This window comes from Bradyrhizobium sp. STM 3809 (assembly GCF_000239795.1).
Classification (GTDB): domain Bacteria; phylum Pseudomonadota; class Alphaproteobacteria; order Rhizobiales; family Xanthobacteraceae; genus Bradyrhizobium.
On the sequence record NZ_CAFJ01000171.1, the window covers coordinates 1 to 22858 of the forward strand.

Sequence of the window (22858 nt, forward strand, 5' to 3'; positions counted from 1 at the left end):
CCACGGCCCGGTGGGTCCCGCCAGTCCAAGCGCGGAACGTGAATCCGAGCCGCCTCGACAAGCAAGCCTGCGGCGGCGCACACCATTCGATCACCTGGTTCGGGGCGGCGCTGGCCCGCCCGCGCCACCGCCATCACCAAGACCGCGGTGACCAAGCGCGAAACGGCGACCAGCACGATCCAGTCGCTGTCGGAGGCGGCCGGCAAGATCGCCGAGGTCTCTAACCTGATCGGCGGCATCGCGCAGCAGACCAATCTGCTGGCGCTGAATGCGACGATCGAGGCGGCGCGCGCCGGTGACGCCAACGCCGAGCCGTATTTCTACGGGCGGCGAAGTTTACCTTGGTTGAGAAAGAGCTGTGCATGTTGATCGAATCATAAATGCGTTGCTGGACGGCCCCGGGGGGATGACGCCAGCGATCCTCTCCGGAGGGCGGGGTTGGCCGGGGCCCGCGCGTCGTTTCGATTCGTCGACGAGGATTCTCATCCAACATGAAGATGCGACTCTCCATCTCTGCCGTCATTGCTGCCTTTGGTCTCGTTCTCGCGCTCGGCTTCGGTGCCGTGGTGCTCACCAGCGCCTATGCGCTGCGTGAGCTGAAGGTCGGCGGGCCGCTGTACAGCAAGATCAAGCTCGGCAACGACCTCGTGGCCGACATCCTGCCGCCGCCGGAATATGTGATCGAAGCCTATCTCGAGGCCACGCTGGCGCTGCGCAATCCCAAGAACGTGGACGCGCATGTCAAGAAGCTGGCCCAGCTCAAGAAGGACTACGACGACCGCAAGGCGTTCTGGACCGGCTCGCCGCTCGAACCCGATCTGAAGGCGCTCCTGGTCGAGCGCTCCGACGCCGAAGTGAAGATGTTCTGGCAGGCTGCCGAGACCGATCTCATCCCGGCGCTGCGCGCCGGCGACGTGGCGAAAGCCGAGGCCGCCTATGCCCGCCTCAGCACCGCCTATGCCGCGCATCGCGCGGTGATCGACACGCTGGTCGACAAGGCGAACAAGCTGAATTCGGACATGGAGGCCGCGGCCGCGGCCCAGGACAGCAGCATCTCCGTCGTGGTCTGGGCCGTGACGGGCATCGTGATGGTCCTGGTGGTCGCCGGAATGACGGGCCTCGTGCTCGGCGTCGTTCGTCCGCTGTCGCGCATGACCGGCCTGATGCGGCGGATCGCGCAGGGCGAACTGGCCACGGAGATTCCATTTGCCCAGCGCGGCGACGAAATCGGCGCGATGGCGCGGGCGCTCGGCGTGTTCAAGACCAACGCGATCGAGAACGCCAATCTGCGCGACAAGCAGGAGCGCGACCGCGCCGAGGCTGAGCAGACCAAGAAGCAGGCCATGCTCGACATGGCCGACGTGATCGAGCGCGAGACCGGGAGCTCGGTTGAAGCGGCGGCAAGCGCCTCACGCCAGGTCGAAGCCGTCGCCAGCGGCTTGTCCGAGCTTGCGCATGAATTGTCGGCCGATGCGCAGTCCGTCGCGGCCGCCTCGGAGCAGTCGCTCGCGAACGCGCAGACCGTATCGTCGGCGGCGGAGCAGCTGAGCTCGGCGATCCGCGAGATTTCGAGCCAGGTCGCCCGGGCCAGCACCCTGACCAAATCGGCGGTGACCGGGCGCGAGAAGGCCAAGACGACGATGCTGTCGCTGACGAAGGCCGTCGACAAGATCGCCGAGGTCTCGAACCTGATCGGCGGCATCGCCGAGCAGACCAACCTGCTGGCGCTCAACGCCACCATCGAGGCGGCGCGCGCAGGCGAGGCCGGCCGCGGCTTCGCGGTGGTCGCCGCCGAGGTCAAGTCGCTGTCGGATCAGACCGCGAAGTCGACAGAGGAGATCTCGCGCCTGATCGGCGAGGTGCAGGCCACCACGCACGCGACCATCGACGTCGTCGAAGGCATCGGCGGCCAGATTGCCGAGATCGACGAGGTGGCGGCCTCGATCGCCGCGGCGATGGAGGAGCAGCATGCGGCGACCCAGGAAATCAGCCGCTCGGTGCACTCCTCGGCCGGTGCTGCGCGCGACGTGTCGTCCAAGATCGGCAATGTCGGCAAGGACGCGGGCATGGTGAACGACCGGGCCGCGGAGGTGCGCAGCGCCATCGGCGAGGTCGCCTCCAACCTGACGACCTTGCGCGCGACCCTGGTGAGGGTGGTGAGGACGACGACCGCCGAAGCCGACCGCCGGAACGCACCGCGCGTCCGGTCGAACCTGCCGATCAAGGTGATCGACGACCGCAAGCGGCCGGTGAAGGCCGAGCTGGTCGACATCTCCGAAGGCGGCGCCTGGTTCCGGTTCGAGCCCGAGCCCGGGATCGGCGATCGCGGCCGTCTGCAATTCACCGGCTTCGACGGCGATGTGCCCTACCAGGTTCGCGCCCGCGACAGGGATGCATTGCGGGTCGAATTCGATCTCGGCGCCCGGCGCGACGCGTTCGTGACCTGGTTCAGGTCCTCGTTCCTGCGCCAGGCGGCCTGAATCGCGCCGAACGCCGCTCCAACGAACAAAGCCTCCGCCTGCACGGCGGAGGCTTTTTTCTTTCACATGCGCGGCGCCGCGTTCGTCACGCTCCCGCGCGCACGAGATCGCTGATCCGCACCGGGAAGCGGCGGACGCGGAAGCCGGTGGCGTGCGCCACGGCATTGGCGACCGCGCCGGCGGAGCCGGTGATGCCGATCTCGCCGACGCCCTTGATGCCGAGCGGATTGACGAACGGATCGTGCTCCTCGACCGTGAAGGCCTCGATCGCCGGGACATCGGCATTCACCGGCACATGATACTCGCCGAGATTGGCGTTCATGATCCGCCCGCTGCGAGGATCGGTGACCGCCTCCTCGTGCAGCGCCAGCGAGATGCCCCAGATCATGCCGCCGATCAGCTGGCTCTTCACCAGCTTCGGGTTGATGATCCGTCCCGCCGCGAACGCGCCGACCATCCGGGTCACGCGCACCTGGCCGAGATCCGGATCGACCTTCACCTCGGCGAACACGGCGCCATGCGAATGCATCGCGTACTGCTCGTTGGCGGCCGGGTCGGGCATGCCGCTGCCGGAGCCCTCGACCTGGTCGAGGCCGGCGCGCGCGAGGATGTCCGCATAGCTCTCGCCGCGGCCCTCGTCGTCGCGCCGGAGCAGGCGGCCGCTGCGGGCGATCACGCCGGCATTGCCGGCGCCGAACAGCGGCGAGCGCTGGTCTGACGTCGCGAGCTCGGCGAGCTTGGCGATGACGGCTGCGCCGGCATTGTGGATCGGCGTGCCGACGGTCGCGGTGTGCGCCGAGCCGCCGGCGATGCCGGCATCCGGCAGGTCCGACGTGCCGGCCCTGAACGTCACCTGGTCGCGTTCGAGCGCCAGCGAGTCCGCCGCGATCTGCGCGAACGCCGTCCACGCGCCCTGGCCCATGTCGTGCGCGCCGCTCTCGACCACGCCGCTTCCGTCGCGCCGGATCACGGCGCGCGCCTGGCCTGCGAACATCAGCGCGTGGAACGTCGCGGTGCCCATGCCCCAGCCGACCAGGAAGCCATCCTTGTCGCGCATCATGCGCGGCTTCAGCGGACGGTCCCACCAGCCGAAGCGCTCGGCGCCTTGCGTGTAGCATTCGCGCAGCGCCTTGGACGAGAACGGCTTGCCGGTCGAGGGCTCGACCTCGGCGTAGTTCTTGACGCGGAAGGCGAGCGGATCGAGCCCGCAGGCCGCGGCCATCTCGTCGACCGCGCTCTCCAGCGCGATCGATCCCGGCGCGATGCCCGGCGCGCGCACGAACAGCGGCGTGCCGGTGTCCATGCGCACGGCATCATAGGTGGTCGCGATCGCAGGTGCGGCATACAGCGTATGCGTCAGATGCGCCGCGGACTCGTAGAAGTCCTCGAAGCTGGAGGTCGCGATGCGGGCGTGGTGATGGATGCCGGCGAGCTGCCCCGCGGCGTTGGCGCCGAGACGGAGGGTCTGCCGGGTCGGCGAGCGATGGCCGAACGGGCCGTAGAGCTGCTCGCGGCGCGCCACCAGCTTGACCGGCCGGCCGACCATCTTCGCGGCGAGAATGCCGAGCACCTGCGGCCCCGCCATCAGGCCCTTGCCGCCGAAACCGCCGCCGAGATAGGGGCTGCGGATCAGTATGTTCTCGGGCGCGATGCCGAACAGCTCGGCAAGCCGCGCGCGCATCATCACGAGGCCCTGCGTCGGCGTGTCGATGACGAGCCTGTCGCCCTGCCACTCCGCGACGATCGCATGCGGCTCCATCGCGTTGTGATAGTGCGGCGGCGTCTCGTAGACCGCGGTGATCTGCCTGTCGCTGCCGGCGAGCGCGGCCTCGACGTCGCCATGGCGCTCCTCGGCCGGAGAGCCCATGCCGACGGCGGGAGGCACATAGGCGGCATCGGCATCCAGGCCGATGCGCGCAGGCTCCGCCTCGTAGCGCGGCGCCAGCAGGGCCGCCCCTTCCGTGGCGGCCTCCAGCGACTCGGCGATCACCACGGCGATCGGCTGGTTGGCGTAGCGCACGCGGTCGTTCTGCAGCGCCTCGAACCTGAAGGCGAACGGGTTCGGCTTGCCGTCGGGATCGGCATGCAGCGGCGGCCGGTTGGCCTGCGTCATCACCTCGACCACGCCGGGATGCGCCTTCGCGGCGTCCACATCGAGCGCGGTCACGCGGCCGCGCGCGATGCTGGAGACGGCCAGCACGGCATAGAGCAGGCCGGGCGGGTTGTTGTCCGCCGCGTAGGTCGCGCGGCCGGTGACCTTGGCGAGACCATCGACGCGCGACAGCGGCTGGCCGATGTTCGAGCCGTGTCGGATGTGGGCGGGATCGCGGGAGAGGTTGAGCTCAGGCGTCATGAAGCACTCCTGGAACGGAGGAGAAGGGGGAGGCCGGCAGCGCCGGCATGCGCGCCGGCGTGCCCTGCATCGCGGCCTGCAGCGCGCGCACGATCAGCTGGCGCGCGAGCGGGATCTTGTAGGCGTTGTCGCCGGAGGGTTTCGCGTCGCGCAGCGCCGCGTCGGCGGCCCGCTCGAACGCGCGTGCATCCGCTGCCTGGCCCGCGAGCAGAGTTTCGGCCTCACGGGCACGCCAGGGCTTGGCGGCGACGCCGCCGAGCGCGAGCCGCGCCTCCCTGATGCTGCCGTTCTCGATCACGAGGCCGGCCGCGGTGGAGACGACGGCGAAGGCGTAGGAGTTGCGCTCGCGGACTTTCAGATAGCGCGCGTGTCCTGCAAAGGCGCGCGCGGCCGCCGGCAGCCGGACCGCGACGATCATCTCGCCGGGGACGAGCACCGTCTCACGCTCCGGCGTGCGGCCGGGCAAGAGATGCAGCGCGTCGAGCGAGACCTCGCGCCGGCCAGCCGGCCCCTCGATCTCGACGATGGCATCGAACGCCGTGAGCGGCACGCAGAAGTCGGACGGATTCGTCGCGATGCAGGCCTCGCTCCAGCCGAGCACGGCGTGCTGGCTGTTCTCTCCGTCGCGAGCATCGCAACCGGAGCCGGCGGTCCGCTTGTTGCAGGCCGAGGCGGTGTCGTAGAAATAGGCGCAGCGGGTCCGCTGCAGCAGATTGCCGCCGACGGTCGCCGCATTGCGCAGCTGCGCCGAGGCGCCCGACAGCAGCGCTTCCGCCACCGCGGGAAAATCCTTGGCGAAGGACGCGTCGTAAGCGAGATCGGCGTTGCGCACCAGCGCGCCGATCCTGACATCGCCATTGCCCGACGTCTCGATGCGCGTCAGCTCCTTGAGCCCGGTGATGTCGACCAGTCGCGCCGGCCGGACGACATTGCCCTTCATCAGGTCGAGCAGATTTGTTCCCGATGCGAGATAGGCCGCGCCGGGCGCCGCAGCGGCGGCGATCGCCTCCGCGACGGTCGCGGGTTTCACATAGTCGAACCGGTTCATGCCGCGCGCTCCTTCTGCTCAGCGAGCGTCGCCTGCGCTGCGCACACGGCCTCGACAATGCCGACATAGGCACTGCAACGGCAGAGATTGCCGCTCATGCCCTCGCGCACGCGCTCAGGGTCGTCGCCGGCATGGCCTTCGTTGATGAGGCCGACCGCGCTCATGATCTGGCCCGGCGTGCAGAAGCCGCATTGCAGGGCGTCGTGAGCGATGAACGCCTCCTGCACCGGGTGCAGCTGGTCGCCCTGGGCGAGGCCTTCGATGGTGGTGATGGCGGCGCCGTTGAGGCTGAGCGCCAGCGTCAGGCAGGCGTTGATGCGGCGGCCGTCGACCAGCACGGTGCATGCGCCGCACTGGCCGCGGTCGCAGCCCTTCTTGGTGCCGGTGAGGTGGAGGCGCTCGCGCAGCAGGTCGAGCAGGGTGACCCGGGGGTCGTCGAGCGCAAGCGTTCGCGGCTCACCGTTGACGGTGAGTCTGACAGTCCAATTCATGCGTTGTTCCGATCGAAGCGATGGCCTAATCGGATCGCAGCGGACATCGCCTTACGGGCGAGCGTCCGTCCAGATCCAGCAACCGCGGGACGACGAGCTGAGGAAGGTTGGCTGTCCCGGGTGGCAGGTCTAGTTATACGGAGGACGCCTCCGCTTAGCAAGGGGACATGAACGGTCCGTCATCAAGAGCTGGTGAGATGGAGACGAAACCACAAGAGCGCCACCGCAAGCCGCGCGCCGATGCGCAACGGAATCGCGAGCGCGTGCTCGAGGCGGCGAAGGCTGTGTTCAGCGTCGGCGGCGCGGAGGCGAGCCTGGAAGCGGTGGCGCGCCAGGCCGGCGTCGGCATCGGCACGCTGTATCGTCATTTCCCCACCCGCGAGGATCTGTTCGAGGCGGTGTATCGGCGCGAGGTCGAGCAGCTCGCGGAGCTTGCCGAGGAGCTGAAGACCGAGCCGTCGCCGGTCGAGGCGCTCAGGCGCTGGCTGCGCTCGACGGTGCAGTTCGTCGCCACCAAGAAGGGCATGATGGCGGCGCTGGCGATCGTGATGAATGCCAACTCCGAGCTCGCCGCCTATTCGCACGGCCATCTCACCCGCTCGATCGGCGCACTGCTGGCCCGCGCCGTCGCGGCCGGCGAGATCCGCAGCGACATCAGCGCCGACGACGTGCTGCGCGCCCTGATCGGCATGTGCTACATGCACGACCAGACCGGCTGGCAGCAGAGCGTGCTGCGGCTGCTGGATGTGTTCGTGGATGGGATGAAGACGGGGAAGGCGCGCGAGTGATCCTGCCTCACGCGACGCGTGAGCTGAGCATGGGCTTGCCCATGTCACCCTGTTCGACGGCGCTCTCGTCCGGGCGATGCCGTGTCGAATCCGATGCTCTTTCCATCGTCATTCCGGGGCGCGCGAAGCGCGAGCCCGGAATCCATATCCACGACGATTGCCGGGATGTGCCGTGCCTTCCCACGGCCGTCTCGCTCCCTCATCAAAGCCTGTGAGTATGGATTCCGGGCTCATTCGCTGCGCGAATGCCCCGGAATGACGACAGTGGGACTGGAGGATGCTAGGAGGCCGGCGTCCCGCAGGCGGCGCAGAGCTTCGCGCGCGGTGTTCTCAACGGCTTCCCACAAGATGTGCATGGTCGACCGAAGTCGCTGCGGCGATGGTGCCAGATCGCAAGGGCGTTCGTCTCGTCAAAGCCGGCCAGTTCACGGTAGCGCTGCAGCGCGCCCGCTTTGCTATCGACGGCGGCGGTGGCTTGTCCGAGAGTGCATTCATTCGCCCGCCGATAGTTTTTGATGTCGTCGAACCGTTTCCTGAGGAGAGGCTCGATCTCGGCCCATTCCTGCTCGTCGAGCATGGGCACTTCGATGCCGCACCGCCAGCAATAGACTGTGGTGGCCATCTCACCCTCGCATCCACTCCATCAACGCCTGCGCAGTTTCCTCCGGCTGCTCCGGCTGCGGCAGGTGGCCGCAATTGTCGAGCACCACCAGCCAGCTGCCGCTGATGCCGTCGGCCATCTCCTTCGACAGGCTGTTCGGAATGGTGTTGTCGGTGTCGCCGGTCAGCACCAGGGTCGGGCAGCGGATCGCGGTGAGCGTCGGCCGCGAGTCCGGGCGCGCCATGATGGCGGTGAGCTGCCGGACGAAACCGTCGACGCCGACCTCGTCGGCCATGTCGTGGACCATCTGGCGCAACCGCGGATCGTCCTGGCGAGACGGATGGACGAAGCCCGCGAACAGCTCGTCGACGACGGCGTGATACTCGCCCTCTTTCGCGCGCGTGATCATGGTGCGGCGGCGCGCGCTCGCCTCGGGCGTGTCGGGGCGCGCCTGGGTGTTGATCAGCGCGAGACGGCCGACGCGCTCGGGCGCCTGGCGCATGATCTCGAAGGCGATGTAGCCGCCCATCGAGTGGCCGGCGAGCGCGAAGCGCGGCGGCGCCTCGGCCAGGATGCGGCGCGCGATCGCGGCCATGCTGTCATCGCGAATGTGGTTCGCGACCATGATGGGCGCGGTTCGCCACAGCGCTGGAACGACCGGGGCATAGATCCGGGGTGACGAGATCAGTCCGGGCACCAGCACAAGCGGCAGCGCATCAGTCATGGTTTTTCCCCCTGGAACGGCGTTATGCTTGTCGGCGGGTGTCGTTCGCCCGATGTGCCATCTTTGCGCGAGACACCGCCGATGTCCAACGAAGTCCTCGCGTTCGAGCTGCGCCGCCAGAGCGACGATCTCGTCTACAGCTTTGCCCGGATGGTCCGGCCGGACGGCAGCATCGGCTTCAAGCGCGCCGATGGAGATTATTGGATCGTGTGGAAACCGGAGTGGGGCTGGGTCGCCTGGGACGAGGCTTCGCAGTCCTGCATGGGCCGGCCATGGAACGTGCTGCCGGGCGAGCAGGGCGCTGTGCCGCCCGCGGGCGACTGGGTGAGCCGCAAGGGCGCGAAGTCATACGTCTACACGCTGGTCCATCTCATCGGCTGAGCCAGGCGCGACCGTGCAAGAGACCGGGCGGCCGATGATGGTCGGCCGCGCGGTCGTCGCCGTGCTCACGGGCAATATCGGTGGTCATCACGCACCTATTCGGGCTCGGCGGCCGCCGCGACATCGCGCCGGCAGCCGCGGGTGGCGGGCGCGGGATCATTCGCGGCAAACCGATGGCAGCGTCCACAACGTGCCGTTTTGCGTCCGATCTAATTACTTCCGCGCCGGACCATGCCACCGCCGGCAGCAGCGCGATGATACCTGGAGGTGTTTCAAATCGTGGCAACTGCGACGGACGTCAAAATAATATCACGTAATTGGCAGCACGCGCGTGTGCGGTTGCGTTGCGACTACAACGATTAGTTCGTGGCCTGCAAAACTTGACGTCGTCGCGCGGCCGTTGCGCGGCCTGTTGCAGCGATGTCCGTCAGTAGCACTGAGATGAGGTCGAGACGATCGGAGCGATTGTCGCAGGCCGGCTGCCGTCGTCGTCAGGCAGGGGCGCGCGGAGCGTGTTCAGCCTGTGTGCAGCGATGGCGCGGCGGGATGGGCGCAACGCAGCGCCATGGCCGGGAGACGTGATCGATGGTGACCGGAGAAGCGCCTCGTCCGCGGCCGACAGGCGGCGCTGCGTGCTGGCAGGGGACTGAGGCGGAGGAAATGGCGGCGTGATGCGCAGGGCCGCCTGTCGGCCGGCACGGCTTCAGGGAAGCCGGTGCCGCTCGGGATCAATGCAATCAGACCAGCAGGGGCTGCACGGTCGTCGCGAGCTGCTTCAGCAGCGGCAGGAACCGCTCCTTCATCTCGTCGACCGTAATCCGGTCGACATGCCCGCCGATGTTCGCGGCCGCGACGATGGAGCCGTCGTAGCGGCGGATCGGCACGGAGATGGAGCGGAAGCCCGGCTCGGCCTCGCCGTCGACCAGCGAATAGCCGTCGCTGCGGACGGCTGCTATCGCGGCGATCAGCGCCTCCTTGTCGGTGGACGTCTGCGGCGTCATCGGCGTGAGCGACATCTGCTCGACGGCCCGCCGCAGCTGATCGTCCGCCATGCGACTGAGCAGCACGCGCCCCACGGAGGTGCAGAAGGCCGGCAGCCGGTAGCCGATCTCGAGGCCACTGGAGAACATCCGCGTCGGCGTCGCGCGCGCGATGAATACCACCTGATCGCCATCGAGTACCGCGAGCGAGCACACTTCGCGGGCCTCCGTCGCCGCGACATCCAACAATGGCTGTATCACGGTGTTGATCTGGTTCGAGCCGAGGTAGCTGGATGCTAGCAGCAGCACGCGCGGCGTCAGCGAGAACAGCCGATCGTCGCCATGCACGAAGCCCGAGGCCTTGAGCGTCAGCAGGATCCGCCGCACCGTGGCGCGCGCGAGACCTGTGAGTTCGGCGGCCTTGCTCAATGTCATCGGCCTGCGTTCGCGGCTGAAGGCTTGTATCACCCTCAGTCCGCGATCGAGCGCTTCGACGAACTCGGGTCCGTCGCCACGCGCCTGCTTCTTCTCCTCATCAGTCCGCTTTAGTTTTGGCATCGGCCTGACACGATCCGCTGTTGTTGTTCTCGGCCGCAGTGAAGCTGCTGTCCGTTTGCCCTTCGGCCTCGGTTGTAGCTTTTTCACTTGCGCTTCTCCCCAGTTAAAGCGAATCTAATCTTGGCGAACATGTGTTCGTCTAGCGAACAATATTAGATGATCGCGTGACGTCAACGCCCGACTTGCGACGGAACAGGAGAGACGGCCATCATGATGAGCAAGGAGCAGAACGATCTGATCACGCGCATCGGACCCGACGCACCCGCCGGTAAACTAATGAGGATGTACTGGCAGCCGGCTGCGCTGGTCGATGAGCTCGCGGGCGAGCGCCCCGTGCGCGCGGTCAAGCTGCTCGGCGGGGACTTCGTGCTCTTCAAGGATGCGCAGGGTCGCTACGGCCTGCTCGATCGCGACTGCCCGCATCGCGGCGCGGATCTCGCCTTTGGCCGCCTCGAGCAGGGCGGCCTGCGCTGCTCGTTCCATGGCTGGCTGTTCGACGTCGACGGCGCCTGCCTGGAAACGCCCGCAGAGCCGGTCGGATCGCCGCTATGCAAGAACGTCAAGCAGCGCTCTTATCCCGTGGTCGAGAAGGGCGGCATCCTCTGGGCCTGGCTGGGCGACGGCGCTCCGCCGGCGTTTCCCGATCTCGACTGCTTCACCGCGCCCGACGCCTACACCTTCGCCTTCAAGGGCCTGATCGAGTGCAACTGGCTGCAGGCGCTCGAAGTCGGCATCGATCCCGCGCATGCCTCGTTCCTGCACCGCTTCTTCGAGGACGAGGATACGTCGACCGCCTATGGCAAGCAGTTCCGCGGCGCCTCCGCCGACAGCGACCTGCCGATGACCAAGGTGCTGCGCGACTATGATCGCCCGATCATCAATGTCGAGCGCACCGAATATGGCCTGCGCATCATCGCGCTGCGCGAGATCGATTCCGAGCGGACCCATGTCCGCGTCACCAATCAGCTGTTCCCGCATGCCTTCGTGATTCCGATGAGCACGGAGATGACGATCACGCAGTGGCACGTGCCGGTCGATGACGAGACCTGCTACTGGTACGCGATCTTCACATCGTATGGTGCGCCGGTCGACCGTGCGAAGATGCGGGCGCAGCGGCTGGAGCTTTATGAGCTGCCGGACTATCGCTCGCGCAAGAACAAGAGCAATGATTACGGCTTCGATCCGCGCGAGCAGGCGACCGCGACCTACACCGGCATGGGCAACGACATCAACGTGCACGACCAGTGGGCGGTGGAGTCGATGGGCCGCATCCAGGACCGCACCCGCGAGCATCTCGGACAGTCGGACAAGGCGATCGTCCAGTATCGCCGTCTGCTGCGCGAGCAGATCGAGGCGGTCGCGCGCGGCGAGCCGCCAATGCTGCATCTCGATGCCGCCGCCGCGCGCAGCGTGCAGGGCCCGGCGACGATGGACGGCATCGGCCCGACCCGCGGCTGGGAAACCTACTGGATGGAAGTCGACGTCCGCCGCCGCCGCGGCGCTCCCTGGGCCGCGCCGGTGCCGGCCGACATCATCCGCCTGGCGCCGCATCTGAGCGCCGCGGAGTGAGGAGAGACGTGAGCGGGCATTTCGTTGGGGCTGCTGCGACGCACGGCCCAGTCAGCTGGTTCCTCCGTCGTGCCCGGGCTTGTCCCGCCTGCGCGGCCGAAGCCGCTTCGGCGCGGCGAAGGCCCGGGCATCCGCGTCGTTCTCAGGATGCCGAACGACGTGGATGGCCGGGACAAGCCGGACAAGCCCGGCCATGACGACGTGGACACAGACGAGCGCTATACTCCGATCTCCACGCGCGATTGACCTCTGGAATGCGGGGAGAGGTTCTCTCCGAGCCTGCCGCACGGCCGTGGGCTCGATCGCGCAAGCAACCATTCTACTCAGGAGCCATCGTTGAGTTTCGTCGCCAGGCATCGACTGTGGACCGCCGAGCAGGCTGACGCCGCGGTTCGCATGCGCCGTCTCGCCGAGGAGCACGGCCTGAACACCATCCGCTTCTCGTTCCCCGACCAGCACGGCATCCTGCGCGGCAAGGCGCTGAGCATCGACGCCGCGTTGTCCTCGCTGGAGGACGGCTGCTCGATCACGACGACATTGCTCGCCAAGGACACCTCGCACCGCACGGTGTTTCCGGTGTTCACCGCCGGCGGCGGCTTCGGCATGGCCGAGATGCAGGGCGGCAGCGATGCGCTGATGGTCGCCGATCCCACCACGTTCCGGGTGCTGCCCTGGGCGCCCGGCAGCGGCTGGGTGCTGTGCGATCTGTATTTCGCGAACGGCGCGCCGGTGCCATTTGCCACGCGCAATCTGCTGCGGTCCGCGCTCGCGACCCTCGATCAGCGTGGCTATCAGTTCAAGGCCGGTCTCGAGGTCGAGTGCCACATCTTCAAGGTCGAGGACCCGCGACTGTCGCCGACCGATGCCGGCTCTCCGGGACAGCCCGGCGTGCCGCCGACGGTGAGCCTGCTCACCCAGGGCTATCAGTACCTCACCGAGCAGCGCTTCGATCAGATGGAGCCGGCGCTGGAGATCATCCGCGCTCATCTCACCGCGCTCGGCCTGCCGCTGCGCTCGATCGAGCTCGAATACGGCCCGAGCCAATGCGAGTTCGTGCTGCAGCCCGGCATCGGCATGGATCCCGCCGATACGATGGTGCTGTTCCGCAGCGCCGTGAAGCAGATCGCGCAACGCCACGGCTATCACGCCACCTTCATGTGCCGGCCGCGCATTCCCAACGTGATGTCGTCGGGCTGGCATCTGCACCAGTCGCTGGTCGCGCGCGACGGCAGCAACGCCTTCATGACGTCGGAGCCGGCAGGCTTGTCCGCGCTCGGCCGCGCCTACATGGCCGGCCTGCTGGCGCATGCCCGCGAAGCCGCGGTGTTCTCGACGCCGACCATCAACGGCTATCGGCGCTATCGCGCCTACTCGCTGGCGCCGGACCGCGCGATCTGGGGCCGCGACAACCGCGGCGTCATGATCCGCGTGCTCGGTGGCGCCGACGATCCGGCGACGCGGCTCGAAAACCGCATCGGCGAGCCGGCCGCCAATCCCTATCTCTACCTGGCCTCGCAGATCGCAGCCGGCCTCGACGGCATCGACCGCGCGCTCGATCCCGGCCCGTCGGCCGACGTACCCTACGAGACCAAGGCGGCCCTGTTGCCGAAATCGCTGCGCGAGGCGGTCGACGCGCTGAAGGACGATGCGTTCTTCCGCCAAGCCTTCGGCGCCACCTTCATCGACTACTACACCTTCATCAAGACCGCCGAGATCGATCGTTTCAACGCCGAAGTATCCGACTGGGAACAGCGCGAATATTTCGAGATGTTCTGAGTTGGTTGTCGCGGCAGCTTGGAAAGAGGTTTTCGCTCGCGGCCAGATGAGAGATGTCCCTTCGACTTCATTCCCTGTCGCCCTGCACGACCTTCATCCCCTCACCCTGAGGAGCCCGCCGCAGGCGGGCGTCTCGAAGGGCGAGGCCGACCACCCGGGCCTCCTGGTTCGAGCCGGCCCTGCGCGCCTCCTCGCCATGAGGATCAGGACCGAAATCTGCGTGGAACTTTCAGTGCCATATGCAGCGTGCTTTGCTGCCATGACGAGGCCTCCTCGTGCGGTGCGCAGATCGCTCACGATTGCCGGGCGCCGCCTCTACGGGTTTTCGCCGGCAGCGTCGAGCTGGGCGCGGTCGGGTCGGAGCCGGCGGAACTGGTTGATGATCGACGCGCCGATCCGGCTCCAGGGGCGCCCAGCCACGCTGTACAGGCTCACCGTCCGCTCGATGGCGAGGCCGGCGACGGGAATGCGCTGCAATCCCATCGGCAGCGGGGCGCTGCGCGGCAACAGCGCGATGCCGAGGCCGGCGGCAACGAGCCCGAGCAGGTCGCGCTCGGCATGGACCTCGCCCGCCCGGGGCGCGGCGACGCCGAGGCTGCTCAGCTCGTCGAGGATGTCTTGCGTGTGCTCACAATAGGCTCCGATCAGCAGCGGCTCACGGCGCAGCTCACGCGCCGGAACCAGCGGCTGGCCGGCAAGCCGGTGCTGCGCAGGGACGACGAGATCGAAACCCTCGGTGAACAGCGGCAGCTGGTGCAGCGACGCGCCGGCCTCGTGCAGATTCACCGCGATCACCAGCTCGACATCGCCGTCCCGCAGCATGGCGGCGGTCTTGGCCGCGTCGCCGCGTTGAACCGTCAGGTCGAGGTGCTCGAACCGGTTTCGGACGCGCTGGATGTGCGGAAGAACCGGCGCCAGATCGATCGATTCGGCGACCGCCAGGCGAAGGCTGGTCTGCGCCCGCCGCTTCAACGAGATCGCCAGCGACTGCGCGCCGAGGGCCGCTTCGTAGCATTGTTTCAACGCGGGATGGACGGCGTGGCCGAGCGGCGTCAGCCGTGCCGACGGCGGGCCGCGCACGAACAGCTCGCCGCCGATCTCGGCCTCCAATTGCTTGATGGCGCGCGACAGCGACGGCTGGGTCACGTTGCATTCATCGGCGGCGCGGGAAAAGTTCAGATGCTTGGCGACGGTGAGAAAGTAGCGGACCTGGTGCATCTCCATCGGCGCAAACCTGTGAGCGGGAAGCAAAGGCGCCGGCCGGCACGCTGGGGGAGCCCGGCCGAAGCCAGGGAACGCTGCAGCACGCGCCGGGCTATTCGTGCCGGACGGCGCCGCAACTATGCGAATGAGCACGACGGCCGGCGTTCACGGATCGCGGACGATGTACAAAATCCACGGGTCGTTTTCCGGCCCGCCGGCGGGCTCCGTCAGGAAGACAGTTGCTTACGGTATTCGGATGGCGTCAGGCCGCAGGCGTTGCGAAAAACCGTGGCGAAGTGCTGCGACGACGCGAAGCCAAGCGCGATGGCGATGTCGGTGATGGAGCGGTCGCGCTCGGCGAGCATCGCGCGGGCGTGCTCGATGCGGCGTTGCATGATCCAGCGATAGGGCGAGCAGCCGAGCCCGCGCCGGAACAGCTCGGTGAGATGCGGCACCGACAGATCGAGAAAGGCGGCGAGGTCGGCGACCGAGAGGCTCTCGCCGAGCCGGCTGTCGCAGTAGTCGATGAGCTGTCTGAGCCGCCGGTCCTCGATGCGCGCCGCGCTGCGCGGCGGCCTGGACAAGGCGCCGCCGGCGCGGTTCGAGTGATGGACCAACAGATGCCCGAACAGCGTCGTCGCGAGACTTTCGATATAGGCCACTTCGACCGCGGAGCCGCCGCCGTCGAGAAGCGCGCGGCGCAGCTCGCGCGACAGCGCCAGCAGGCTGCCGTTGCTGTCGTGCCCGACACTGGCGAACTCGATTTGCGCGGCGGCGGCGCTGCAGCCGAACTGCCGAAGGTTGTTGGCCAGCGCATCGTTCGACAGCATCAGGCGGATGCACTCGAAGCCGGCGCCGCGCGCGGCGCGGAAGCTGTCGCCCGGCGCATGCGCCTGCCACAGGCCGATCGGCACCGGACCGGCATGAACCTGCCGTTCGTTGTGCCAGATGGTCACGGAGGTCGGTCGCAGCTGCAGGCAGAACATCATTGCGTCGAAGCGGCGGCCGTCGATCTCTTCGACGTCGTCCGAGCGGCAGTGGCGCAGCAGGGCGCCCGACGCGCTCTCGAACGAGGTCGCCGCGATGGGATGTGACGACCACATTCCATCGATGAGAGCCGCCTCCTGCCTGATGCTCCGCATGCGCCTTTCCCGATGCTCGTGCGTGACGACGTACGACAAAAAGCACCACAGTTTGTTCAGTCGGGCAAGCGAGCGCAGCGCGACGGTCACTCAAAGGACATGCGAGGCGTGCCGAAAAACGCAGCATGCTGCTCGCGGTGCGGGCTTTGTGACAAAGAGATGACAAGTCTCATTTTGCAGGGGTGCTGTTCCAATGCGGCGCTCTCGCGATGGCTTGGGCACCGACGTCACTTCAGCTGGATCTGGTTCCGCCTCGTGTGATCGCGTTTGCGTGACGCCAGCCCTCAGCCCTGCGCGCCTGATAGGCGCGATAGCCGGCACGGCTGGCATTCGGGAACCGGACCTCGCCCAACGGCATATCGAACGGGCGCGTCGCGCGTCCGTGCAGCACGGTCATGCCGATCGTGATCGGGAGAGGCGGAGCAGGAGAGAATGTCAGAACAGAAGCCGCAGCGCGTCCGAGCGGTCGTCGACAGCGGCGATGCGTCCGACCTCTCGACGGAGCATCACGACATCTTCTTCGCGGCCGTCGAGACGACACGCATGCCGATGATCGTCACCGATCCGCGCCAGAACGACAATCCCATCCTGTTCGCCAATCGCGCCTTCCTGGAGATGACCGGCTATGATCTGTCCGAGATCGTCGGCGCCAACTGCCGCTTCCTGCAGGGGCCGGACACCGACCGCGACACCATCGACGCCGTGCGCACCGCAATCGCCAATCGCCAGGACATCGCGGTCGAGATCCTGAACTATCGCAAGAACGGCGCGGCGTTCTGGAACGCGCTGTTCATCAGTCCGGTCTACAATCGCGATGGCGAGCTGGTGTATTTCTTCGGCTCGCAGCTCGACGTGTCGCGCCGGCGCGATGCCGAGAGCGCGCTGGTGCAGTCGCAGAAGATGGAGGCGATCGGCCAGCTCACCGGCGGCATCGCGCACGACTTCAACAACATCCTGCAGGTCATCATCGGCTACACCGAGACCCTGCAGGGCGCGGTCAGCGAGCTCGCGCCGCGGCACCGCCGCGCCGTCGACAACATCCGCGCGGCGGCGAACCGCGCCGCGACCCTGACGCAGCAATTGCTGTCGTTTGCGCGCAAGCAGCGGCTCGACAGCCGGCCGATCAACCTCAACAACATGATCGAGAGCATGGTGCAGATGGCGCGGCATACGCTCGGCGAGAGCGTGCGCATCGTCGTCAAGGCGCAGCCGGGGCTGTGGAACAGCCGCGTCGACCAGACCCAGGCGGAGGTCGCGCTGCTCAACCTGTTCGTGAATGCGCGCGACGCGATGCCGCAGGGCGGCACGCTGACGATCCGCACCGAGAACAAGGAGATCGCCGACGAGGACATCGTGCAGTTCGGCGTTCCCAAGGGCGGACGCTATGTCGCGCTGAAGGTCTCCGACGACGGCGTCGGCATTCCACACCACATTCTCGCCCGCGTCGCCGAGCCGTTCTTCACCACCAAGGACGAGGGCAAGGGCACCGGCCTCGGGCTCGCGATGGTCTACGGCTTCACCCGGCAGTCCGGCGGCAGCACCTATATCTACAGCGAGGTCGGCCACGGCACCACGGTGCAGCTGCTGTTTCCGGCCACCGAGCAGGAGATCGCCGCGCCCTCGGTGCGGCCGCCGATGGCGATGGATCGCGCCGGCAGCGAGCGCATCCTGATCGTCGAGGACCGGGCCGAGGTGGCCGAGCTCGCGCGATCGATCCTGGAGGATTTCGGCTACCGCACCGAGGTCGCCGCCAACGCGCATGCCGCGCTGGAGCTTTTGGACTCGGAGATCCGCTTCGACCTGCTGTTCACCGATCTCGTGATGCCCGGCGGCATGAACGGCACCGTGCTGGCGCGCGAGGCGCGCAAGCGCCAGCCGAAGCTGAAGGTGCTGCTGACGACCGGCTATTCCGATGCCGCGGTGGAGCGCGCCGACGCCAATATCGGCGAGTTCGAGATCATCAACAAGCCGTATCGCCGCACCGACCTGGTGCGCCGCGTCCGGCAGCTGCTCGACGGCCCCACCGGCGTGACCTGATGCGGCGCGCGAACGCCTGGCCCTTGCGGCGCGCGACTACGCCGCGGCGGATCGTGCGTGATGCGCGGACCACCAATCGGCGATGGCGTCGGTCAGCTCGTCCCAGACCGCTGTGGGAAGATCGGGCACCGCGACGCGCACGCTGTAGCGGTCGGTGCCGGCGTCGTGAAACCATTCGGTCGCGGCGAAGTCGAAGCCGAAGCTGCCGGCGTGACGGATCGGCAGGCCGGCGCGCCGGAGATGCGCGCTCATCTCGGCGGCGGCCTGCCGGGCCGTCGCTTCGTCGAGCGGCGCGCAGCTCGCGAGCGTCACATAGAGACCATGCGCAAAGTCGAGCTCCGCGGTCAGGCCGCGCAGCCTCGCCGCAAACCGGCGCCGTGCCCGGCGGCTGTTGCGCAGGATCGCCGCGACGCGCCGCGCGGTCAGGTCGCGATAGGCCGGCGTGCCGACATAGGGCGGGAAATGCGCCGGCAGTGCCGCGCCGCCGAGCAGCCTGACCGCGTCTCGCGTCGCCTCCGGCAGAGCGTCGAGCGCGAGGCGGCCCGCCGTGCCGGCGGGCATCGCATCGATGAACGCCACCGAGCCGAGCCGGCCATACTCGGCGCCGAGCGAATCCAGCTTGGTGTGGCTGCGCACCATCACGACCGGCACGCCCCAGGCCCGCGCCCAAGCCAGCACGCGGCGGATGCGGCCCGAGCCATTGGCAAAGCATGTCGTGTCGAAGATCAACAGATCGATCGCCGGATCGTCGCGACCGAGCAACGCTTCGAATCGCGACGCCGTCGCGCTGGAGTCGAGCAGCAGCAGCCGCGGCGCCGCTGATCGCCGTATCCGCAGCTCGGCAAGGTCGGGTGACAGCGTCAGCGGGCGCAGATGCAGCGCATGCGCCGCGACCAGCTCCTGAGTCTCGCCATACGTCCCCGGCAGCATCAGCAGCTCGGCCTCGCCGAGCACGGGCCGGGTGGCCAGCAGCAGCGCCGCGAGCGCCGCCATGCCGGAGATCGTGTAGATGGTGTCCGCGGGCGTATCACCCAGCGCATAGAACGACGGTCCGCGGACGTCGAGATCGGCACGTTGATAGTCGTAGCTGAAGGCAAACGGTCCGGCGCGATGGTCCTGCGCATCCGCCCAGGCGGTTTCGGTCGCGGTCCAGTCGCCCAGCGCATGTTCGGCCTTGAGCGCGGCCGCGAGCTGAAACTTGTGCCGGACGACCTCGCTGACGGTGCGCGGCACAGGCAGCGGATAGGGTCGCCGCAGGCAGCCGTTCAGGAGCTGCAGCTCCTGATGCTTGCGGACGAGATAGGCGTCGATCGTCTCCATCGGTCTCCTTCAGTGCAGCCGGACGGAAACGCGCAGCCGTCGCGTTGGGTCCAAACGAGCGGCGGCGCGGGAAATGCGCTAGGCTCGGCGCATACAACGGAGGAAGCGATGAGCAGGGAACTCGAAGGCAGGGTGGCCGCCGTCACCGGCGCGGCGTCGGGCATCGGCCTTGCCAGCAGCGAGGCGATGCTGGCGGCCGGCGCGCGCGTGGTGATGATCGATCGCGATGCGGCGGCGCTGGCGCGCCTGCGCGAGCGGCACGGCGACGGCGTGATCCCCGTGGTCATCGACCTGCTCGACGCGGCCGATTGCGCCACGCTGCTGCCGCGCGTGCTCGATGCGGCCGGCCGGCTCGACATCTTCCACGCCAATGCCGGCAGCTATCTCGGCGGCGACCTCGTCGATCTGAGATCCGACGCAATCGACCGCATGCTCCATCTCAACGTCAACGTCGTCATCAAGAACGTGCGCGACGTGCTGCCGCACATGATCGAGCGCGGCTCCGGCGACATCATCGTCACCAGCTCGCTGGCCGCGCATTATCCGACGCCGTGGGAGCCGGTCTACGCGTCGTCGAAATGGGCGATCGACTGCTTCGTGCAGACGACGCGCCGGCAGGTCTTCAAGCACGGCATCCGCGTCGGCGCGATCTCGCCCGGCCCGGTGGTGACGGCGCTGATCGCCGACTGGCCGGCCGACAAGCTGAAGCAGGCGCGCGAGTCGGGCAGCCTGCTGGAGCCCGTCGAGGTGGCCAACGTCATCCTGTTCATGCTGACCCGCCCGCGCGGCATGACCATCCGCGACGTCGTGATGCTGCCGACCAATTTCGATCTGTAGCAAGGCGAGCCGGCCTTCGCGACCAAGGATCGCGGTCCAGCCGGCCGGAGGCGCATCCATGCCGGAACTTCGGCGCACCGATACCGAAACAACATCGATCGCCGGCGCGCGAACCGCATCCGCTGTCACAATCCCGTTCGATAACGTGGAGGCAACCACAGATAGAGCCCCGAGAGGCTCGAACGGGAGGATCTCATGCGCAGGCAACATCTGCTGCGGGCCGTCACGCTCGCATGTCTCGGATCGATCACGGCCGCCGGCGTCGTCCGCGGCGACGAGTCTCGCGGCGGCCATCGCGATCACGACGATCACGCCCGGCAGTGCGATTCGCGCCGGTTCGGCGCCGTCAATGACGGCAAGACCGACAACGCCGCGGCGATCCAGGCGGCGATCGATCATTGCGCGCAGGGCGGCGGCGTCGTGCCGATCAGCGGTGGGGGCACCTTCGTCACCGGGCCGATCCAGCTCAGGAGCCATGTCGTGCTGCGCATCGATGCGCCGACCGTGCTGAAGAACACCACCGATCACAGCCGCTATCAGCCGGCCTTCATCGGCTATCCGTTCCGCTTCGCCAATGATCCCGCGGTGAGCGGCACCGGGCCCGCGCTGTCCGGCAGGCCGGAGGCCATGATCTCCGCGATCGACGCCGAGGACACCGGCATCGTCGGCGACGGCACCATCGATGGCAGCGGCGCCGATCCGGCAGCCGCGGCGACCAGCGACAATCCGGGCGCGCTGAGCTGGTGGCAACTCGCCGCCAATGCCAAGAAGGCGGGGACGCCGTACCCGGCTTTTCCGGACATCCCGACCTCGAACGGCCTGCCGAGGCCCTGGCTCGTCGAGTTCTACAACTCCAGGCATCTACGCATCCGCGGCGTGCTGCTGACCAATTCGCCGATGTGGAACCTCGGGCTGCGTTACGACACCGACGTCGTGGTCGACGGCCTGCGCGTCTACAACAACGCCAATGACCCGACGGGTGCGCCGAACACCGACGGCATCGATCTGGTCGGCTCGACCGGCATTCGGCTGGTCAACCTGGACATCGACACCGGCGACGACAATTTGGCGCTGAAGTCCGGCCTGCCGGGTATCGATCCTGCCCATCCGGGCGTGCCGACCTTTGCCTACTACAAGCCGCCCTATAATCTGCCGAAGCTGCCGCTGAGCCATGTCGACATCGCCCACTCCACCTTCAAGCGCGGCCATGGCCTGTCGGTCGGCAGCGAGACCGTGAACGGCGTGAACCACATCCGCGCCCAAGACATCACCTTCCTCGGCACCGACAACGGTTTCCGCATCAAGACCGGCCGCGACCGGGGCAACGAGATCTTCGGCATGAAGATCTCGCGGCTGACGATGACCGATGTGCCCACGCCGATCTCGATCAGCGAATACTACCCGACCATACCGACCGCCACCCAAGGCGACCTCGTTCAGCCGCAGATCCCCGAGACGCAGCCGCGCGTGCACGACATCGCCATCTCGGATGTGACCGCGACCAACCCGCAGACCGTGCGGAACGTCGTGACGTCCGGCGGGCTGATCATCGGCGTTCCGGAATCGCCGGTGCTCAACATCACGCTCAGCCGCATCAGCATCACCTCGGCGAATCCCAGCGGCATCTTCATGCGGCTGCGCAACGTCACCCAGCTGCGCTGCGAGGCGGTCTCGATCGCGCCGCTCAGCACCGCCGCGCCGGCGAGCGGCCACGCCTTCGACAATGAAGGCGGGCTGTCGAGCCTGACCGGCTGCGACGTGCCGCCGCCGTCGATGTAGTCCGCGAGCTGTGCGCGACCGGCCTGTCGATGCGACGCCGGCCGGTCCGCGCCTTCAGGCCCCGGGACATCGTCGCGGGTACCGCCAAATCTCCATCCGCATGGCTGGGCCGTCCCCGGCCATGCGGTTTAGGACGCGGGCGCGCTCACTCGGGCACGGGCACATCGAACGTGTTGAGCGTGACCGACACCATGCAATAGATGCCGATCAGATAGGACAGCTCGGCCGCGCCATGCTCGCCGAACTGCGCCACGGCGGCCTTGTAGGTCAGTTCCGGCAGCACGCCGCCATTGACCAGCGCGGATGCGAAATCATAGGCGACGGCTTCCTCCTTGGTGAGATCGACCGGCCGCTGCCCGGCCACGATGGTGGCGAGCTTGTCGTCGGACAGACCACGCTGCTCGGCCACGTGCACATGCGCATAGATCTCGTAGGCCGAACGGAAATGTGCGCCGGTCACCAGGATCGCGACCTCGCGCACCGCCGCCGGCAGCGACGGCTTGTTCGCGATCGCCTTCACCAGCTCCCAAACCGGCCTGCCGAATTTCGGCTCGCGCAGCCACGGATTCCACGGCCCTAACAGCGCGCCGTCGTCGCGGATGTTGACGAAGCCCTTGAAGCTCGCCTGGATGCCCTGCTTCATGTCGGCATAGAGCGGCTTCTGCTCATCGCTCAACGCGTCGGGGCTCAGAATAGGAAGGCGCATCATGATCTCCTGTTGCAATGCGACAGGCTGACCATCACCGCCCGAGAGGGCAAGGGGGCAACGAGTCACGATCAGGTGTCGTCAT

18 protein-coding genes and 1 pseudogene are annotated in these 22858 nt (G+C 67.7%); 9 read left to right on the forward strand and 10 right to left on the reverse strand.

Features of this window, described 5'->3' with window-relative positions:
* Positions 1-117: 117 nt before the first annotated feature.
* Positions 118-303 (forward strand): annotated as a pseudogene (locus BRAS3809_RS37595) (methyl-accepting chemotaxis protein); the annotation flags it as partial.
* 188 nt (positions 304-491) lie between these two features.
* Positions 492-2480, forward strand: a complete 1989-nt coding sequence (locus tag BRAS3809_RS09370; RefSeq protein WP_008961847.1) for a methyl-accepting chemotaxis protein — start codon at positions 492-494, stop codon at positions 2478-2480.
* 85 nt (positions 2481-2565) lie between these two features.
* On the opposite strand, the gene BRAS3809_RS09375 is transcribed toward BRAS3809_RS09370, so the two are convergent.
* Genes BRAS3809_RS09375 through BRAS3809_RS09385 form a run of 3 tightly spaced genes read right to left on the reverse strand, consistent with a single transcriptional unit; the run spans position 2566 to position 6372 of the window.
* A complete protein-coding gene (locus BRAS3809_RS09375) occupies positions 2566-4833 on the reverse strand; it encodes a xanthine dehydrogenase family protein molybdopterin-binding subunit (protein WP_008961848.1) in 2268 nt (755 codons plus the stop codon).
* Entirely contained in the window at positions 4823-5881 is a 1059-nt protein-coding gene (locus tag BRAS3809_RS09380) for an FAD binding domain-containing protein (protein ID WP_008961849.1), read from the reverse strand. Before BRAS3809_RS09380 ends, BRAS3809_RS09375 begins: the two co-directional genes overlap by 11 nt.
* Positions 5878-6372 (reverse strand): (2Fe-2S)-binding protein, encoded by a 495-nt coding sequence (locus BRAS3809_RS09385; protein WP_008961850.1) that lies wholly within the window; start codon positions 6370-6372, stop codon positions 5878-5880. Before BRAS3809_RS09385 ends, BRAS3809_RS09380 begins: the two co-directional genes overlap by 4 nt.
* A 197-nt stretch (positions 6373-6569) precedes the next feature.
* Between BRAS3809_RS09385 and BRAS3809_RS09390 the strand changes: the two genes are divergently transcribed.
* Positions 6570-7160 carry a TetR/AcrR family transcriptional regulator gene (locus BRAS3809_RS09390; protein WP_008961851.1) on the forward strand — a complete coding sequence of 197 codons (591 nt, stop codon included), beginning with the start codon at positions 6570-6572 and terminating at the stop codon, positions 7158-7160.
* Between the two features lie 280 nt (positions 7161-7440).
* Here BRAS3809_RS09390 and BRAS3809_RS09395 read toward each other — a convergent pair whose 3' ends face one another.
* Together BRAS3809_RS09395 and BRAS3809_RS09400 are read right to left on the reverse strand one after the other, a co-directional pair.
* On the reverse strand, positions 7441-7782 hold the full coding sequence (locus tag BRAS3809_RS09395) for a hypothetical protein (protein WP_052523395.1): 342 nt from the start codon (positions 7780-7782) through the stop codon (positions 7441-7443).
* Position 7783: 1 nt separating this feature from the next.
* On the reverse strand, positions 7784-8485 hold the full coding sequence (locus tag BRAS3809_RS09400) for an alpha/beta fold hydrolase (protein WP_008961852.1): 702 nt from the start codon (positions 8483-8485) through the stop codon (positions 7784-7786).
* Positions 8486-8566: 81 nt separating this feature from the next.
* Here BRAS3809_RS09400 and BRAS3809_RS09405 point away from each other — a divergent pair, with 81 nt between their 5' ends.
* Positions 8567-8866, forward strand: a complete 300-nt coding sequence (locus BRAS3809_RS09405; protein ID WP_008961853.1) for a hypothetical protein — start codon at positions 8567-8569, stop codon at positions 8864-8866.
* Between the two features lie 737 nt (positions 8867-9603).
* Here the strand turns inward: BRAS3809_RS09405 and BRAS3809_RS09410 are convergent.
* On the reverse strand, positions 9604-10404 hold the full coding sequence (locus BRAS3809_RS09410; protein ID WP_008961854.1) for an IclR family transcriptional regulator domain-containing protein: 801 nt from the start codon (positions 10402-10404) through the stop codon (positions 9604-9606).
* 210 nt (positions 10405-10614) lie between these two features.
* On the opposite strand from BRAS3809_RS09410, the gene BRAS3809_RS09415 reads away from it, so the two are divergent.
* A complete protein-coding gene (locus tag BRAS3809_RS09415) occupies positions 10615-11973 on the forward strand; it encodes an aromatic ring-hydroxylating dioxygenase subunit alpha (RefSeq protein WP_008961855.1) in 1359 nt (452 codons plus the stop codon).
* A 336-nt stretch (positions 11974-12309) separates the two neighbouring features.
* The gene (locus BRAS3809_RS09420; protein ID WP_008961857.1) at positions 12310-13749 is read left to right on the forward strand and encodes a glutamine synthetase family protein; all 1440 of its coding nucleotides are present in this window, start codon (positions 12310-12312) and stop codon (positions 13747-13749) included.
* 315 nt (positions 13750-14064) lie between these two features.
* Here the strand turns inward: BRAS3809_RS09420 and BRAS3809_RS09425 are convergent, their stop codons facing one another.
* Together BRAS3809_RS09425 and BRAS3809_RS09430 are read right to left on the reverse strand one after the other, a co-directional pair.
* The gene (locus BRAS3809_RS09425; protein ID WP_008961858.1) at positions 14065-14973 is read right to left on the reverse strand and encodes a LysR family transcriptional regulator; all 909 of its coding nucleotides are present in this window, start codon (positions 14971-14973) and stop codon (positions 14065-14067) included.
* Positions 14974-15179: 206 nt separating this feature from the next.
* A complete protein-coding gene (locus BRAS3809_RS09430; RefSeq protein ID WP_008961859.1) occupies positions 15180-16094 on the reverse strand; it encodes a helix-turn-helix domain-containing protein in 915 nt (304 codons plus the stop codon).
* A 432-nt stretch (positions 16095-16526) separates the two neighbouring features.
* Between BRAS3809_RS09430 and BRAS3809_RS09435 the strand changes: the two genes are divergently transcribed.
* A complete protein-coding gene (locus tag BRAS3809_RS09435) occupies positions 16527-18131 on the forward strand; it encodes a hybrid sensor histidine kinase/response regulator (RefSeq protein ID WP_008961860.1) in 1605 nt (534 codons plus the stop codon).
* A gap of 36 nt (positions 18132-18167) precedes the next feature.
* Here the strand turns inward: BRAS3809_RS09435 and BRAS3809_RS09440 are convergent, their stop codons facing one another.
* A complete protein-coding gene (locus BRAS3809_RS09440; RefSeq protein ID WP_008961861.1) occupies positions 18168-19451 on the reverse strand; it encodes a hypothetical protein in 1284 nt (427 codons plus the stop codon).
* 108 nt (positions 19452-19559) lie between these two features.
* Here BRAS3809_RS09440 and BRAS3809_RS09445 point away from each other — a divergent pair, with 108 nt between their 5' ends.
* Positions 19560-20288: an SDR family oxidoreductase gene (locus BRAS3809_RS09445; RefSeq protein ID WP_008961862.1), complete on the forward strand. Its 729-nt coding sequence runs from the start codon at positions 19560-19562 to the stop codon at positions 20286-20288.
* 195 nt (positions 20289-20483) lie between these two features.
* The gene (locus tag BRAS3809_RS09450) at positions 20484-22067 is read left to right on the forward strand and encodes a glycoside hydrolase family 28 protein (RefSeq protein WP_008961863.1); all 1584 of its coding nucleotides are present in this window, start codon (positions 20484-20486) and stop codon (positions 22065-22067) included.
* Positions 22068-22212: 145 nt separating this feature from the next.
* Here the strand turns inward: BRAS3809_RS09450 and BRAS3809_RS09455 are convergent, their stop codons facing one another.
* Positions 22213-22773, reverse strand: coding sequence for a carboxymuconolactone decarboxylase family protein (locus BRAS3809_RS09455; protein WP_008961864.1), 561 nt, complete (start codon positions 22771-22773; stop codon positions 22213-22215).
* Positions 22774-22858: the final 85 nt, after the last annotated feature.

What these genes read in the sequence shown, in the direction of transcription:
- BRAS3809_RS09370 (WP_008961847.1), top strand. Translation starts at nt 492, where the DNA reads ATGAAGATGCGACTCTCCATCTCTGCCGTCATTGCTGCCTTTGGTCTC.
- BRAS3809_RS09375 (WP_008961848.1), bottom strand. Translation starts at nt 4,833, where the DNA reads ATGACGCCTGAGCTCAACCTCTCCCGCGATCCCGCCCACATCCGACAC.
- BRAS3809_RS09380 (WP_008961849.1), bottom strand. Translation starts at nt 5,881, where the DNA reads ATGAACCGGTTCGACTATGTGAAACCCGCGACCGTCGCGGAGGCGATC.
- BRAS3809_RS09385 (WP_008961850.1), bottom strand. Translation starts at nt 6,372, where the DNA reads ATGAATTGGACTGTCAGACTCACCGTCAACGGTGAGCCGCGAACGCTT.
- BRAS3809_RS09390 (WP_008961851.1), top strand. Translation starts at nt 6,570, where the DNA reads ATGGAGACGAAACCACAAGAGCGCCACCGCAAGCCGCGCGCCGATGCG.
- BRAS3809_RS09395 (WP_052523395.1), bottom strand. Translation starts at nt 7,782, where the DNA reads ATGGCCACCACAGTCTATTGCTGGCGGTGCGGCATCGAAGTGCCCATG.
- BRAS3809_RS09400 (WP_008961852.1), bottom strand. Translation starts at nt 8,485, where the DNA reads ATGACTGATGCGCTGCCGCTTGTGCTGGTGCCCGGACTGATCTCGTCA.
- BRAS3809_RS09405 (WP_008961853.1), top strand. Translation starts at nt 8,567, where the DNA reads ATGTCCAACGAAGTCCTCGCGTTCGAGCTGCGCCGCCAGAGCGACGAT.
- BRAS3809_RS09410 (WP_008961854.1), bottom strand. Translation starts at nt 10,404, where the DNA reads ATGCCAAAACTAAAGCGGACTGATGAGGAGAAGAAGCAGGCGCGTGGC.
- BRAS3809_RS09415 (WP_008961855.1), top strand. Translation starts at nt 10,615, where the DNA reads ATGATGAGCAAGGAGCAGAACGATCTGATCACGCGCATCGGACCCGAC.
- BRAS3809_RS09425 (WP_008961858.1), bottom strand. Translation starts at nt 14,973, where the DNA reads ATGGAGATGCACCAGGTCCGCTACTTTCTCACCGTCGCCAAGCATCTG.
- BRAS3809_RS09430 (WP_008961859.1), bottom strand. Translation starts at nt 16,094, where the DNA reads ATGCGGAGCATCAGGCAGGAGGCGGCTCTCATCGATGGAATGTGGTCG.
- BRAS3809_RS09435 (WP_008961860.1), top strand. Translation starts at nt 16,527, where the DNA reads ATGTCAGAACAGAAGCCGCAGCGCGTCCGAGCGGTCGTCGACAGCGGC.
- BRAS3809_RS09440 (WP_008961861.1), bottom strand. Translation starts at nt 19,451, where the DNA reads ATGGAGACGATCGACGCCTATCTCGTCCGCAAGCATCAGGAGCTGCAG.
- BRAS3809_RS09445 (WP_008961862.1), top strand. Translation starts at nt 19,560, where the DNA reads ATGAGCAGGGAACTCGAAGGCAGGGTGGCCGCCGTCACCGGCGCGGCG.
- BRAS3809_RS09450 (WP_008961863.1), top strand. Translation starts at nt 20,484, where the DNA reads ATGCGCAGGCAACATCTGCTGCGGGCCGTCACGCTCGCATGTCTCGGA.
- BRAS3809_RS09455 (WP_008961864.1), bottom strand. Translation starts at nt 22,773, where the DNA reads ATGCGCCTTCCTATTCTGAGCCCCGACGCGTTGAGCGATGAGCAGAAG.